Here is a 13,870-nt window from a genome sequence, read left to right as displayed (position 1 = left end):
GGAGATCAGTGGGAGAGCAACGGGAAGGGCGTCAGGCGAGCGGGGAGATCACCGCGGCGGTGCCGTACGCGCACACCTCGGTGCCGACGTCCGCAGCTTCCGTCACGTCGAAGCGCATCATCAGGACCGCGTTGCCGCCGCGCGCCTTGGTCTGCTCGATCAGTCGCTGCATCGCCTCGTTGCGGCTCTCGACCAGGGTCTTCGTCAGACCCCGCAGCTCGCCGCCGATCAGCGACTTCAGCCCGGCGCCGATCTGGCTGCCGATGTGGCGGCTGCGCACGGTCAGTCCGAAGACCTCGCCGATCACGTGGTCGACCCGGTAACCGGGGATGTCGTTGGTGGTCACGACCATGACGTCGGCGTTCGGGCCCTGCCCGCCGCCGTACTCGTTGATGTCAGCCATGGGGCCCATCCTGCCCGTGTCGTGCGTTCGAGTGACGGAGGCGCGGCGGGGCGGTGGCCGAGAAGCTCTCCGGAAGCTGGTACAGACCGGTGATCGGGCGGCGGAAAAGCCGTACCGTAGCCCCATGGGCGAGCGAAGCGATCATCCGCAGGGGCCGGGCGCGGCGGAGTACTCCGGCGCGCCGGAGATCGAGGCGACGGTGGTGCTGGGCCTGCGGATCACCGACTGGCCGGCGCTGCGCGCGGCCGCGATCAGGGCCGTCGAGGAACTGGACTTCGACGGCATCGACCCGGCCGGCCAGCGCCGTGAACTGCTGCGCGAGGTCGCCGAGGACGCCAACGCGGCGCTCGGCGCGCTGCTCCACCCCGACCGGCTGGTGGCGGCGATCCCCGGGGTCGAGGCGATCGGCGGCACGTTGGAGATCAGCGTCACCGAGGACTTCACCCCGGACTTCGCCGAACTGTTCCCGCTGGACGGCGAGGACGAGGACGGCGGTGCGGGCGCCGACTGGACCCTCACCCCGCGCACGGCGTGCCTGCTGCACGCCCAGCTGCTCGGCCTCGCCGACGCCGGTTACGACGACCTCGACGAGCACGGCGACGACCCGGTGGTCGACGGCGAGGACGTGGACTGGACGGTGTTCGCCCGGCTGCCCCAGCGCACCTGGCGACTGCACCGGAGTTGGCGCCGTACCATGTCGCGCGCCTTCGACGACCTGGCCGACGACCTCGCGCTCGGCGAGTGGCCGCTGCCCCGCTGCCTGGCGGAGGAGCTCGCGCTCCGGATGGCCCTGGTAGACGCCCGGACGCTGCTGGGCTCCCAGCCCGAATCGGTGGCCGACATGATGGGCGACCTGCCGGCCGACCTGTACGACTACGACTGGGACGGCTGCCACGACGAGCTGTTCGGCGTGTTCGGGCCGGACGACGGGGACCCGGAACTCGGCGCCGAGCAGCGCACCGAACTGCTGCTGGCGGCCACGCATCCGGAGGGGTGGTTCCTGATGTACGAGGACGCGGAGGAACGGGACCCGCAGCGGGGGTACCGGCGCTGAACGGGCGTCGGCCCGGCCCGGGCGGCTAGGCTGCCGACATGTCCGATGTGTCTGATGTGTCCGACGTTTCTGGCGTGTCCGGTCCGGCCGGTGCAGCCGGTGCAGCCGGTGCGTCCGGGGAGCGAGGGGTGCCCTCGGGAGCGGTGCCGGGGGTGGACGAGTCGGCCCTGGGGCGGATCGCGCTCGGGCTGGACGGGGTGCGGGCGGCGCAGCGCGGGCGGACCGCCGAGGCACGCTCCAGCTTCGAGGCCCTGTGGGAGGAGCTGGGGGAGCGGGACGTCTTCCACCGCTGCGTCCTGGCGCACTATCTGGCCGACCTCCAGGAGGACCCCCGGGCCGAGTTGGAGTGGGACCGGCGGGCCCTCGCGGCCGCGGACTCGCTGACCGCCGAGCGTGCCCGGACCTATGAGTCGGCCCTCCAGGTGCGGGCCTTCTACCCCTCCCTGCACCTCAACCTGGCCTCCGACCACCTCAAGCTCGGCGAGCCCGACCTCGCCCGCGAGCAGCTCGAACGGGCGGTGCGGAGCCTGGACGCGCTGCCGGAGGACGCCTACGGCGCGGGGATCCGGGTGGCGGTGGAGGAGCTGCGGCAGCGGCTGCGCTGAGCGTTCGCCGGTCGGGGCCGACCCGGCGCCGGACCAGCGCCGGACCAGCGCCGGACCAGGGGTGGACCGAGGCGTCGGGGGCGTGGCTGGCATGCTGGACGGGTGACTTCTCCGTTCGACGCCCCGGCCCCCGTTCCCGCCCCTGACGACGTCCCCGGCCCCGAGGACCGTGACGCGCGGCCGCAGTACGTACTGCCGCTGGTCGTCCGGATGGAGCGGGCCACGCCGCCCGGGCGGACGGACGCGCTGGAGACCTCCGCCCGGGCCGTGCTGACCCTGCTCGCCGATCCCCGGGTGACCGCGGCGGACGGCGAGTGGGCGGAGCGGGTCGCGGCCTGGGAGGACGCCCGGATCCGCAAGGTGGTCCGGCGGGCCCGGGGCGGGGAGTGGCGTCGGGCGGCGGAGCTGCCGGGGATCACCGTGCGGGGGCGCGAGGCGGAGGTGCGGGTGTTCCCGCCGATCCCGCTGGACGGTTGGCCCAAGGAGCTCGCCAAGCTGCAGGTCTCCGGGACGGACCTGGAGGAGACCGCCGAGGTCGGGGCGCCCGAGGCCGGGGTGCCGGTGCTCTGGCTCAACCCGACGCTGGAGATGAGCGCGGGCAAGACGATGGCCCAGACCGGGCACGCGGCGCAGCTCGCCTGGTGGCGGCTGGACGAGGTGCGGCGCAAGGAGTGGGCGGAGTCGGGCTTCGCGCTCGCGGTCCGTACGGCCACGCCGGAGGCGTGGGAGGAACTGGTCCGCAGCGGGCTGCCGGTGGTCCACGACGCGGGCTTCACGGAGATCGCCCCCGGTAGCTGCACGGTGATCGCGGAGCACCCGGCGCTGCGGTGACGGGGAGTGGGGGCAGCAGGCAGCAGGCGGCAGACGGATGACGACAAACAGATGACAGCGAACAGATAACAGATTTCGAAAGTTGTCAGCTGTTTTCTGTTATCTGTCTGCCGCCGTCGCCGTCGCCGGGCTGAGGCCCGCTACCCGCCCGAGGCCTGGTAGCGCTGCATCGACCGGTGTCCGCCGTAGACGGCCGCGGCGGTCCAGAGGGCCATGATCAGCAGTCCGGTCCAGTGGCCGTAGTGGATGCCCGGTTCGGTCTGGGTGCGCATCGCGTACAGGCCGGCGCGGTCGGGGAGGAACTGGCCGGCCTCGCGCACGCCGGGGATCGCGCCCAGCCAGGTGGTGCCGAGGAACACCATCGGGGTGAGCAGGCCGAGGGCGGCGCTGAAGTTGCCCAGCATCGCGGTCAGTCCGAGGCAGAGCAGCACCATCATCGGGTGGTAGAGCACCCCGGCGACGAAGCTGCGGGTCAGGCCGGGGGTGGAGAGGTCGAGGTCGGCGGCGGTGCGGACGGCGAGGAAGCAGCTGGCGGTCGAGACCAGGCCCAGCAGCAGGCCCAGTCCGGCGCCCAGCGCGACCTTGGCGCCGTACAGTCGGCCGCGCCCGGGGACGGCGGTGAGCGAGGTGCCGATCATCCGGGTGTTGAACTCCTGCCCGATCAGCAGGATTCCGAGGCAGGCCACGGCGACGTGGCCGAACAGCAGCCCGTAGTAGATCATGTTGGCCGGATCCTTGCCCGAGCCCGGTGCCGGGGCGCCCTCGGCGGCGCCGACGGCCGCGGTGATGCCGACGGTCAGTGCCAGGGCGGCCAGCGGGGCTGCCCACTGCGAGGGCAGGGTGGTGAACTTGATCCGTTCGGCGCGCAGGGCGTTGCCCAGGCTCATCCTCATCTCTCCTTCGTCCGGGGGCGGTTCGAGGTCACTTGGCGCGCCGCAGGGCCCATAGGCCGCCGTACGCCGCCAGGGCCGTCCAGAGCGCCATGATCAGCAGCCCGGTCCAGTGCCCGTACACGGTGTGCGGGTCGTCGGTGTAGTGCAGTGCGTACTGGCCCGCCCGGTCGGGCAGGAACTGGACGGCGTCCCGGGCTCCGGGGACGCCGGCGAGCAGCGGGGAGAGCAGGAAGACGGTCGGGCCCAGCAGGCCCATGGCGGCCGTGAGGTTGCCCAGCATCGCGGTCGCCCCGAGGCAGAGCACCACCAGCAACGGCGGGTAGAGCACTCCGGCGGTCGCCGCCCGGACGAAGGCGGGTCCGTGCCAGTCGCCGGGGACGGTGGCCGCGTACCCGGCGAAGCCGCCCGCGGTGCCGACCGCGCCCGCGCCGAGCCCGACCAGGGCGCCCAACGCCAGCTTGGCGCCGTACAGTCGGCCGCGCCGGGGGACGGCGGCGAGCGAGACGTCGATCATCCGGGTGTTGAACTCCTGCCCGATCAGCAGGACCGCGAAGGCGACCAGGGCCGCCTGGCCGAAGTTGAGCCCGTAGAAGACCCCGACGCCGGGGTCGTCGGTGATGGTGTGGTCGGTGCCGCCGAGGATCGACCCGACGGCCGTGGTGACACCGCCGGTGAGCAGGGCGGCGATCAGCGGTGGGAGCCAGAGCGAGCGGAGGGTGGTGAGCTTGATCCGTTCGGCGCGGAGGGCGGCGAGGTTCATCCGGCGGGCTCCGTCCGGTACTCGACGCTGTCGGCGGTCATCCGCATGAACGCCTCCTCCAGCGAGTCCTGTTGGGCTGCGATCTCGTACAGCACCACGCCGTTCGCGGCCGCCAGGGCGGCGATCCGCTCCGCATCGACTCCGGTCAACTCCCAGGCTCCGTCGTCGACTTCGGTGGCATTGAAGCCGCGCTCCGCGGCGCCGAGCAGCGCGGCCAGCTTGCTCGGGTTGACGGCCCGGACCCGGATCCTGCTGCGGCCGTGCCGCTCGATGAACTCGGCGGTGGCCGAGTCCGCCAGCAGTCGACCCCGGCCGATCACCACCAAGTGGTCGGCGGTGAGGGCCATTTCGGTCATCAGGTGGGACGAGACCAGTACCGACCGGCCCTCCGCGGCCAGGTCGCGCAGCAGGGTGCGGATCCAGCGGATGCCCTCCGGGTCCAGGCCGTTGACCGGTTCGTCCAGCAGCAGCACCGGCGGGTCGCCGAGCAAGGCGGCCGCCACGCCCAGGCGTTGGCGCATCCCGAGCGAGAAGCCGCGAATCCGCCGCCCGGCCGCCTCCGCCAGCCCGACCTGGGCGAGCACCTCTCCGACCCGCCGCTCCGGCAGGCCGTTGCTCGCGGCGAGCCAGCGCAGGTGGCCCCGCGCCGTCCGGCCGCCGTGCAGGGCCTGGGCGTCCAGCAGCGCGCCCACCTGCCGCAGCGGCTGGTCGAGTTCGGTGTACGGCCGGCCGCCGACCAGCGCGCGTCCGGCGGTGGGGCGGTCCAGGCCGAGGACCAGCCGCATGGTGGTGCTCTTCCCGGCGCCGTTCGGGCCGAGGAAGCCGGTCACCACGCCGGGCCGGACCTCGAAGGACAGGTCGTCGACGACCCGCCTGCCGTCGTACTCCTTGGTCAGGCCCTGGATCTCGATCACGGCCGCCGTCCCCTCCTCGCAGGTGTCACCGCCGATGCGTCGGGCGGTGGCTCCATTCGACCGGAGCGGGCCGGTCCGGGGGATCCCGCCGCGGCGGGGACCGGTCTCCCTCCCGGGAGGGAGACCGGCGGCAGTCCCGCGGGGGAGTCGGGAACGGCCGGTGAACTGGCAGGATGGACCGGTGCCGAGAATCACCGCCTCCCGGATCCGCACCGGAGCGACCAGGCTGTTCGCCCCGCTGCTGGCCGGCGCCACCTACGCCCGAGTGCTGCACCTGGTGGTCGGGTGGATCTTCGCGGGCGTGATCCTGTTGATCTACCCGGGGACGTACCACCGGAGCCTCGGCGAGATCGTGGTGAAGGCCGTCGTGCTGGACGTCGTGCTGCTCGCGCTGGTCGCGCTGATCCCGGCGGCGCGGCGGGCCGAGGGGGTACAGGCGCGGCTGCTGCTGGTGCCCGACCGGGAGGAGGACATCGGCGTCGAGCCCTCCCGCACCTGGACCGACCGGCGACGCACGGCGGGCTGGCTGATCGGGCGGACGGTGCTCGGCTCGGCGATCGGCTTCGTGACGACCTTCGGGATCCTGTCCGGCTTCTTCGACCGGCTGACCGGGCCGGACGCTGCCCGCTACCTGGTGCTCGCCCCGGTGCTGCTGTTCGGCTACGGCTGGCTGGTGGTCGGTGCCGGTCGCCTCCAACTCGCCATGGCCGAGCGGCTGTTGGGGCCGTCCCCGGCGGAGCGGCTGGCCGAGGCCGAACTGCGGGCCGAACGACTGCTGGAGCGCAACCGGTTGGCCCGCGAGCTGCACGACTCCATCGGCCACGCCCTGACGGTGACGGTCCTCCAGGCGGGCGCGGCGCGCGAGGTCGGGGATCCGGCCTTCGTCGCCAGGGCGCTCGAAGTCATCGAGGAGACCGGGCGGCAGGCCATGGAGGACCTCGAACGAACCCTGGTCCTGCTGCGCGAGACCCGGCCGGGCGGCGGGCCGGCCGACCCGGCGGGTGCGGGTGAGGGGGCGGCGGGCATCGGCGCGGTGGGCAGTGGGACGGCCACCGAGCAGCCCGGGATCGACCAGTTGCCCGCACTGTTCGACACCGCCCGGGCGGCGGGCAGCCCGGTCGAGGCACGGATCGAGGTGTCGGCCGGGGCCGTGCCCGGGGTGCTCTCGCGCGAGTCCTACCGGATCGTCCAGGAGGGTGTCACCAACGCGCTCAAGTACGCGCCCGGCGAACCGGTCGGGGTCCGGATCGCCGTCCGGGACGGGCAGTTGGAGCTGCGCTGCGCCAACCGGCTGGTGGCGGTGCCGGGGCGGGCCGGTGGTGCGCGCAAGGGCGGCAAGGGCCTGCGCGGGATCCGGGAGCGGGCCGTGCTGCTCGGCGGCGAGGCCGTGGCGGGACCGTCCGGGCCGGTCCCGGGTGCGGGGGCCGGTGCGGCCGCCGGTGCGGTCGGCGGTCCGCAGGCCGGGGACGGTGCGGAGTGGGTGCTCCAGGTGCGGCTGCCCCTACGCTTGGGCTCGTGACGAATGATCTTGCGGGCGGCGGTCGGACGGGGGGCGTGCCGGGCGTGATCGAGATCCTGCTCGCCGACGACGAGGAACTGGTCCGGGCCGGGCTGCGGGCCGTGCTGGAGGCCCAGGGCGACCTGCGGGTGGTCGGCGAGGCGGCCGACGGGGCGCAGGCGCTCGCGCTGGCCCGCGCGGTGCGGCCGCACGTGGTGCTGATGGACGTCCGGATGCCCGTCCTGGACGGTCTGGCGGCCACCCGCGAACTGCTGCGCCCCGGCGCGCCCGGGGAGCGGCCGCCGAAGATCCTGGTCATCACCACCTTCGAGAACGACGACTACGTCTACCAGGCGCTGCGCGCGGGCGCCGACGGCTTCCTGCTGAAGCGCTCCCGGCCGGCCGAGATCGTCCACGCGGTACGGCTGGCGGCGGCCGGCGAGTCGCTGCTGTTCCCGGCCGCGATCCGCCGCCTGGCCGCCACCCACGGCAACCCGGCCGCCCGCGCGGCGATGGACCGGGCGGCGCTGACCGGGCGCGAGGCCGAGGTGCTGCGGCTGATGGCGCGCGGGCTCAGCAACGGGGAGATCGCCGAACGGCTGGTGCTCGGGGTGCAGACGGTGAAGACGCACGTCAGCAGTGTGCTGGCGAAGCTCGGCGCGCGGGACCGCACCCAGGCGGTGATCGCCGCGTACGAGTCGGGGTTCGTCGAGCCGGCTGAGTAGCGGGCCGTTCCTGGGCCGCCTCGGAAGGCAGGGGCAGGGGCGGGCCGGGTCAGGCCGGGTAGGCGTGGGTCTGGGTGGCCTTGACCGAGGCCCAGACCGTCGCGCCCGGGGCCAGTCCCAGTTCGGCGACGGCGGCGGGGGTGAGGTCGGCGGCCATCGGCAGGGTGCCGGTGAGTTCGGCGCGGACCTGGTCGCCGTGCAGGTCCAGCCCGGCGATCTCGGCCCGCCACAGGTTGCGGGCGCTGGACTGCGGCCGCTCCCGGTACAGGGTGACGGCCGAGGGCGGGAAGGCCACGAAGGCCGGGCCGGACAGGTCCTCGGCGGTGGTCAGGACGGTGCCGTCCGGGAGCGTGACCAGGGTGCCCTCGGCCCGGCCCTGGTAGAGGTTCAGGCCGACCAGGCGGGCGATGTAGTCGGTGCGCGGCCGACGGGCGACCTCGGCCGGGCTGCCGGACTGCACCTCCCGGCCGTCCTCGATCACCACCAGCCGGTCGGCCAGCACCATCGCGTCCAGCGGGTCGTGCGTGACCAGCACCGCGACGGCCTCGAACTCGGCCAGATGGCGCCGCAGTTGGGACCGTACGTCGAGCCGGGTGCGGGCGTCCAGGGCGGCCAGCGGCTCGTCCAGCAGCAGCAGTCGGGGGCGGACCGCCAGGGCCCGGGCGAGTGCCACCCGCTGGGCCTGGCCGCCGGAGAGCCGGCCGGGGCGCACCGAGGCGTGCCCGGCCAGGCCCATCCGCTCCAGCCAGGCCGCCGCCTCGGCCCGGGCCTCGCGCTTGGGGCGGCCCTGACAGCGCGGGCCGAAGGCGACGTTGTCGAGCGCGCTGAGGTGCGGGAACAGCAGGTAGTCCTGGAACACCACGCCGACCGGCCGCTGTTCGGCGGGGGTGTGCAGGCGTCGGGCCGGGTCCTCCAGGACGTGGCCGTCCAGGCGCAGGTGGCCGCCGGTGAGCGGGAGCAGGCCGGCCAGGGCGCGCAGGGCGGTGGACTTGCCCGCGCCGTTCGGGCCGAGCAGTGCGACCACCTCGCCGGGGGCCGCGGTGAGCGCCAGGTCGAGGGCGAAGGCCGCGCGGTCGACCCGCAGGCGGGCGTCGAGGGCGGTGCCGGTGCCGGTGGGGGCGCCGGTGGCGGTCGGTGGCTTCATCGGTTCGGCGTCCTCGGTTCGGCGGCCTCGGTCACGGGGTCGACATCCAGCGGTCGCGCAGCCCGACCAGCACGGCGACGGAGACCACCAGCAGCACCAGCGACAGCGCGATCGCGGCCTCCGGGTCGGACTCCATGGCCAGGTAGACGGCCAGCGGCATGGTCTGGGTGCGGCCCGGGAAGTTGCCCGCGAAGGTGATCGTCGCACCGAACTCGCCGAGCGCCCGCGCCCAGGCCAGCACGGCGCCGGCGGCGATCCCCGGGGCGATCAGAGGCAGGGTGACCCGGCGGAACGCCGTCAGCCGGGAGGCGCCCAGCGTCGCGGCCGCCTCCTCGTACCGGGGGTCGGCCGCCCGCAGCGCGCCCTCGACGCTGATCACCAGGAAGGGCATCGCCACGAAGGCCTCGGCGATCACCACGCCGGTGGTGGTGAAGGGCAGGGTGATGCCGAAGGCCGAGTCCAGCCAGGAGCCGACGATCCCACGCCGTCCCAGCACCAGCAGCAGCGCCACCCCGCCCACCACCGGCGGCAGCACCAGCGGCAGGGTGACCAGCGCCCGGATCACCCGCCGGCCGGGCAGCTCGGTACGCGCGAGCAGCCAGGCCAGCGGGACGCCGAGGACCAGCGAGACCGCGGTGGCGGCCGTCGCGCAGACCAGCGACAGCCGCAGGGCGTCCCAGACGGCGGTGCTGGTGAGCTGCTCGGACAGACCGCTCCAGGGCGCCCGGACCAGCAGTCCGACCAGCGGGAGGATCAGGAACGCCAGGCCGAGCAGCGCCGGGAGCAGCAGCGTGACCGGGACCCGCTGCGATCCCGGGCGGCGCCGCGTGTTCCGGAGCCGCGTGCTCCGGCCGCGCGGCAGGGGCTGCGCGGGTCCGGCCGGCGCCGGGTCGGTGCGGTGGTCCCGTCCGTGGTCCCGTCCGTGGTCCTGGTCCTGGTCCTGGTCCTGGTCCTGGTGCTGGTCCGGCCCGGTGCCGGGGTCCGGGGCGCGGCCGGTGGTGCCGTCGTTCACGGTGCCTGGAAGCCCGCCGCGGTCAGCACCTGCTTGGCCTCGGGCGACCGGACGTACGCCACGAAGGCGGCCGCGCCGTCCTTGTTCGGCGCCTTGGCGAGCGCGGCGATCGGGTAGTCGTTCACGGCCTTGGCGGCCTCGGGGAAGTCCACGCCGTCGATCTTCGCAGCATCGGACTGCACATCGGTCTTGTACACCAGCGAGGCGTCGACCTCGCCGAGTTCGACCTTGGTGAGCGCGCCCTTGACGTCCTGCTCCAGGGTGACCGGGGTGAGGTTGAGGTCGGCGGCCTTCAGCGCGGTCAGGGCGGCCGCCCCGCACGGCACCTCCTTTGCGCACAGTGCGACCTTGACGCCGGAGCCGGTGAGGTCCTTCAGGCCCGCGATGTGCTTGGGGTTGCCCTTGGGCACCGCGATGGTGAGGGTGTTCCGGACGAAGGTGGTCGGCTGGCCGCTGGCGCCGCCCGCGTCGGTGACCGTCTTCATGGTGGCCGGGCTGGCGGCGGCGAAGACGTCCGCCGGGGCACCGGAGTTGATGCTGGTGGCGAGGGCGGAGCTGCCGCCGAAGTTGAACGTGACCTTGGTGCCCGGGTTGGCGGCCTCGAACTTCTTGCCGAGCTCGGTGAACGTCTCCTTGAGCGAGGCGGCGGCGAACACGGTGATGCCGCCCTTGGCCTTGGGGACGGCGCCCGAGCCGTCGGCGGCGGAGGTCGCGCCGGTGCTGGCGCCGGTGGTGGCGGCCGAGGAGGCGGAGCCGGAGGACTTGCCGTCGTCGCTGTTGCAGGCGGTGGCACCGAGGCCGAGGACGAGGACCGCGGCGGTGGCCGCGGCGAGTCGGCGGGAGGCGGTGGTGCGGGTGCTCATCGGGCTTGCCCTCCAGGGTTCGCGCCGGGAGCGGCGCGGGGGTGTGGTTGCAGGTGCGGCCATTACGGCGATCATAGTGCCGCAGATGCGAGCGATAAATCCTCTGTCGCATCGCACAGCGGAGGTGGGGCAGGGGGCTCGCGGCCGCTGTGCGAAGGCTCAAACGTGCACGGATCGTCCGGGGGTTGGCGGCGTTCGCGGGGTTCGTGTGGTTGGCGGGGTTGGCCGGGTTGGCGCGGGCTGTGCGGTGCGGAGCCGGTGGAAAACCCGTCGCGTTCCGGCCGGTCGAGAGGTCAGAGTGGGCGCAGCCCGTAGGTGCGGCCGGGTGTCGGCCGCCCGGGCCCACTGGTCGATCCGAACGGATCCACGGGGAGGAGTCCGCCCATGTCCACGCTGCGCGTCACCGCCGAGCGACTGGTCATCCTGGAGCACCCGAACGCCGACGCCCTGGAGCTGGCGCAGGTCGGCCTCTACCGGGCGGTGGTCGCGAAGGGGATCTACCGGACCGGCGACCACGCCGTCTACATCCCCGAACAGGCCGTCCTCCCCGAGGAGTTGATCGGCGAGCTCGGCCTGACCGGCAAGCTGGCCGGCTCCCGGGCGAACCGGGTGAAGGCGGTCCGGCTGCGCGGGGAACTGTCGCAGGGCATCGTCTGCCGGCCCGGCGCGCTGACCGACACCGACCTGGCGGCGGCCGCCGGGCGCGACGAGGACTTCGCCGAGCTGCTCGGGATCGTCAAGTGGCAGCCGCCGGTGCCGACGTCGATGAGCGGCGACGTGCTCAGCGCACCGGACCTGCTGCCCTGGGTGGACATCGAGAACCTCAAGCGCCACCCCGACGTCTTCGAGCCCGGCGAGCCCGTGGTGCTGACCGAGAAGCTGCACGGCAGTTGCTGCCTGGTCACCTACACCGCCGCCACCGGCGAGCTGCAGGTCTCGTCCAAGGGGATCGGCGCGCAGGGACTGGCGCTGGTCGAGGACGAGCGCAACCTGTACTGGCGGGCGGTGCGCGCCTACGACATCCCGGCGGTGGCGGCCCGGTTGGCCGAACGGCTGGGCGCCGAGCGGGTCGGCATCTTCGGCGAGGTGTTCGGCGAGGGCGTGCAGGACCTCACGTACGGCGTCTCCGCGCGCACCGAACGCCCCGGCTACGCCGCCTTCGACGTCTCGGCCGTGGTGGCCGGACAGCTGCACTGGCTGTCGGCCGCCGAACTGCTGGACGGCGAACTGCCGTTGGTGACCGAGCTGTGGCGCGGGCCGTTCGACACCGCGACGGTGCTGGCCCACGCGCAGGGGAAGGAGGCCCACTCCGGGCGCGAACTCCACCTGCGCGAGGGGGTGGTGGTCCGGCCGGTGGTCGAGCGCTGGAGCCCGCTGCTGGGCGGGCGGGCGATCGCCAAGGTGGTCGGCGACGCGTACCTGACCCGCAAGGGCGGCACCGAGTACGAGTGAGTCCGCCGCGGGCGCGTGGCTCTCCCCGGCGCGCGCCCTCATGGGCGCGCGCTTTCCCGGGTGCGCGGTCTCCCGACGCTTCCTCGGCTGAATACCCGTCAGTAAGGTTGAGGGGTCACCAAGCGCAGCCAGCGCCGAGGACGTCCGGAAGGAGTGCCGATGGCCGCCACCACCGCCGTCATACCCGGACCGGCCGGGAACCCCCTGGTCGGTTCGCTCTTCGAGCTCACCCGCCGGCCGCTGCGCACCTACCTCGCGGCCCGGCGCGACCACGGGGACGTGGTGCGCTTCGTGGTCGGGCCGCCCGGGCTGCGGATGGAGTTCTACGGGGTGTTCTCGCCCGAGGGTGCCCACCAGGTGCTGGGCAGCGAGGCGGCGAACTTCCGCAAGGAGAACAACTTCTACGACGAACTGCGGAGCAGCGTCGGCAACGGGCTGCTGACCAGCCAGGACACCGACTACCAGCGCCAGCGCAGACTGATCCAGCCGCTGTTCACCCGGCGCCGGGTGGACGGGTACGCGGACGCGCTGGCGCAGGAGGCGCAGGCGCTCGCCGAGCGCTGGCGGGCGGTGCCGGGCGGGGTGGTGGACGCGTCGGAGGAGATGTCCCGGTTCGCGCTGCGCGCGGTCGCCCGGATCCTCTTCGGGGCCGATGTGGACGAGGCGGTGGAGGTGATCAACCGCAGCTTCCCGGTGCTCGGCGAGTACATCATGGAACGCGGCTTCGCACCGGTCCGACTGCCGCGCACCTGGCCGACGCCGGGCAACCGGCGCGGCGCCGAGGCCCAGCGGGCGCTGTACGGGATCTGCGACCGGATCATCGCCGAGCGGGCCGTGAGGGGCGGTGGCGACGAGGACGCGGACGACCTGCTGACCCTGCTCGGACGGGCCCGCGGCGACGACGGCGAGCAGCTGGACGCGGACGAACTCCGGGACCAGGTCCTGGTGTTCCTGCTCGCCGGGCACGAGACCACGGCCACCTCTCTGGCCTTCGCGCTGCACCTGCTGGCCAAGCACCCGGAGCAGCGCAAGCTCGCCCAGGAGGAGGCGCGGACCGTCCTGGCCGGGCGGGCGCCCACGGCGGCGGACCTGGAGCGGCTGCCGTACCTCACCCGGGTGCTCAAGGAGGCGATGCGGCTCTTCCCGGCGGCGGCGCTGATCGGGCGGCGGGCGGTCGAGGAGACCGTCATCGACGGGCACGTCATCCCGGCGGGGGCGCAGCTCGTGGTCGCGCCGCTGGTCACCCAGCGGCACCCGGGGCACTGGCCGGACCCGGAGCGCTTCGACCCGGACCGGTTCCTGCCGGAGGAGGAGAAGGCCCGGCACCGGTACGCCTGGTTCCCGTTCGGGGGCGGGCCGCGGGCGTGCATCGGGCAGCACTTCTCGATGTTGGAGTCGGTACTGACCCTCGGGGTACTGCTGCGGGACTTCGACGTCGAGGTGGTGGACCGGCGGGTGGCGCTGGCGCAGGGCATCACGCTCCGGGCGGCGAGTGCGATGCGGGTGCGGGTGACGGCGGTCGACTGACGGCTGACAGCGGGCAGCTGACGGATTTCAGCGGACAGATTTCAGCGAACGGATAACAGATTTCAACATCTGTTATCCGTTTTCTGTTTGTTGTTCGCTGTTTGTTGTTCGCTGCCGCCGAGCGCCAGGCATCGGGCGCCGATCTTCGGCCGCTGATCACCGACTGCCGATCACCGGCCGCTGGGCACA

Annotated in this window: 14 protein-coding genes; 7 read left to right on the top strand and 7 right to left on the bottom strand. The window is 73.8% G+C overall.

All coding sequences use genetic code 11. The features are described 5' to 3' along the window. Positions 1-31: 31 nt before the first annotated feature. Positions 32-403 carry a YbjQ family protein gene (locus ACIP4P_RS17390; RefSeq protein WP_350513347.1) on the bottom strand — a complete coding sequence of 124 codons (372 nt, stop codon included), beginning with the start codon at positions 401-403 and terminating at the stop codon, positions 32-34. A gap of 124 nt (positions 404-527) precedes the next feature. Between ACIP4P_RS17390 and ACIP4P_RS17385 the strand changes: the two genes are divergently transcribed. The 3 genes from ACIP4P_RS17385 to ACIP4P_RS17375 all read left to right on the top strand — a co-directional run bounded on the left by ACIP4P_RS17385 (position 528) and on the right by ACIP4P_RS17375 (position 2,893). Then, positions 528-1,457: a hypothetical protein gene (locus ACIP4P_RS17385; protein ID WP_400919210.1), complete on the top strand. Its 930-nt coding sequence runs from the start codon at positions 528-530 to the stop codon at positions 1,455-1,457. Between the two features lie 128 nt (positions 1,458-1,585). Beyond that, on the top strand, positions 1,586-2,062 hold the full coding sequence (locus ACIP4P_RS17380) for a hypothetical protein (RefSeq protein ID WP_400919207.1): 477 nt from the start codon (positions 1,586-1,588) through the stop codon (positions 2,060-2,062). A 102-nt stretch (positions 2,063-2,164) separates the two neighbouring features. Next, a complete protein-coding gene (locus ACIP4P_RS17375) occupies positions 2,165-2,893 on the top strand; it encodes an aminoacyl-tRNA hydrolase (RefSeq protein ID WP_400919204.1) in 729 nt (242 codons plus the stop codon). 140 nt (positions 2,894-3,033) lie between these two features. On the opposite strand, the gene ACIP4P_RS17370 is transcribed toward ACIP4P_RS17375, so the two are convergent. The 3 genes from ACIP4P_RS17370 to ACIP4P_RS17360 are packed head-to-tail and all read right to left on the bottom strand — an operon-like array spanning position 3,034 to position 5,460. Then, entirely contained in the window at positions 3,034-3,780 is a 747-nt protein-coding gene (locus tag ACIP4P_RS17370) for a hypothetical protein (protein ID WP_400919202.1), read from the bottom strand. Between the two features lie 34 nt (positions 3,781-3,814). Further along, the gene (locus ACIP4P_RS17365) at positions 3,815-4,546 is read right to left on the bottom strand and encodes an ABC transporter permease (protein WP_400919199.1); all 732 of its coding nucleotides are present in this window, start codon (positions 4,544-4,546) and stop codon (positions 3,815-3,817) included. After that, positions 4,543-5,460 (bottom strand): ABC transporter ATP-binding protein, encoded by a 918-nt coding sequence (locus ACIP4P_RS17360; RefSeq protein WP_350513366.1) that lies wholly within the window; start codon positions 5,458-5,460, stop codon positions 4,543-4,545. The genes ACIP4P_RS17365 and ACIP4P_RS17360 overlap by 4 nt, the downstream gene beginning before the upstream one ends. Before the next feature lie 181 nt (positions 5,461-5,641). Here ACIP4P_RS17360 and ACIP4P_RS17355 point away from each other — a divergent pair, with 181 nt between their 5' ends. Next, complete coding sequence (locus ACIP4P_RS17355; protein ID WP_400919195.1) at positions 5,642-6,979, top strand: sensor histidine kinase; 1,338 nt, start codon at positions 5,642-5,644, stop codon at positions 6,977-6,979. Beyond that, on the top strand, positions 6,976-7,683 hold the full coding sequence (locus tag ACIP4P_RS17350; RefSeq protein WP_400919192.1) for a response regulator: 708 nt from the start codon (positions 6,976-6,978) through the stop codon (positions 7,681-7,683). Before ACIP4P_RS17355 ends, ACIP4P_RS17350 begins: the two co-directional genes overlap by 4 nt. Positions 7,684-7,732: 49 nt before the next feature. Here ACIP4P_RS17350 and ACIP4P_RS17345 read toward each other — a convergent pair whose 3' ends face one another. From ACIP4P_RS17345 to modA, 3 genes are all read right to left on the bottom strand, one after another. After that, entirely contained in the window at positions 7,733-8,827 is a 1,095-nt protein-coding gene (locus ACIP4P_RS17345) for an ABC transporter ATP-binding protein (protein WP_400919189.1), read from the bottom strand. 31 nt (positions 8,828-8,858) lie between these two features. After that, positions 8,859-9,689, bottom strand: coding sequence for an ABC transporter permease (locus ACIP4P_RS17340; RefSeq protein ID WP_400919786.1), 831 nt, complete (start codon positions 9,687-9,689; stop codon positions 8,859-8,861). A 146-nt stretch (positions 9,690-9,835) separates the two neighbouring features. Further along, on the bottom strand, positions 9,836-10,702 hold the full coding sequence (gene modA / locus ACIP4P_RS17335) for a molybdate ABC transporter substrate-binding protein (RefSeq protein WP_400919186.1): 867 nt from the start codon (positions 10,700-10,702) through the stop codon (positions 9,836-9,838). A gap of 384 nt (positions 10,703-11,086) precedes the next feature. Between modA and ACIP4P_RS17330 the strand changes: the two genes are divergently transcribed. Together ACIP4P_RS17330 and ACIP4P_RS17325 are read left to right on the top strand one after the other, a co-directional pair. Then, positions 11,087-12,154, top strand: a complete 1,068-nt coding sequence (locus tag ACIP4P_RS17330; protein ID WP_400919183.1) for an RNA ligase (ATP) — start codon at positions 11,087-11,089, stop codon at positions 12,152-12,154. 159 nt (positions 12,155-12,313) lie between these two features. Then, entirely contained in the window at positions 12,314-13,681 is a 1,368-nt protein-coding gene (locus tag ACIP4P_RS17325; RefSeq protein WP_400919180.1) for a cytochrome P450, read from the top strand. Positions 13,682-13,870: the final 189 nt, after the last annotated feature.

This window comes from Kitasatospora sp. NPDC089509, from assembly GCF_044749365.1.
Classification (GTDB): Bacteria; Actinomycetota; Actinomycetes; order Streptomycetales; family Streptomycetaceae; genus Kitasatospora.
The sequence above is the reverse complement of the archived record's forward strand: the minus strand, read 5'-3'. Positions and strand labels throughout refer to the sequence as shown.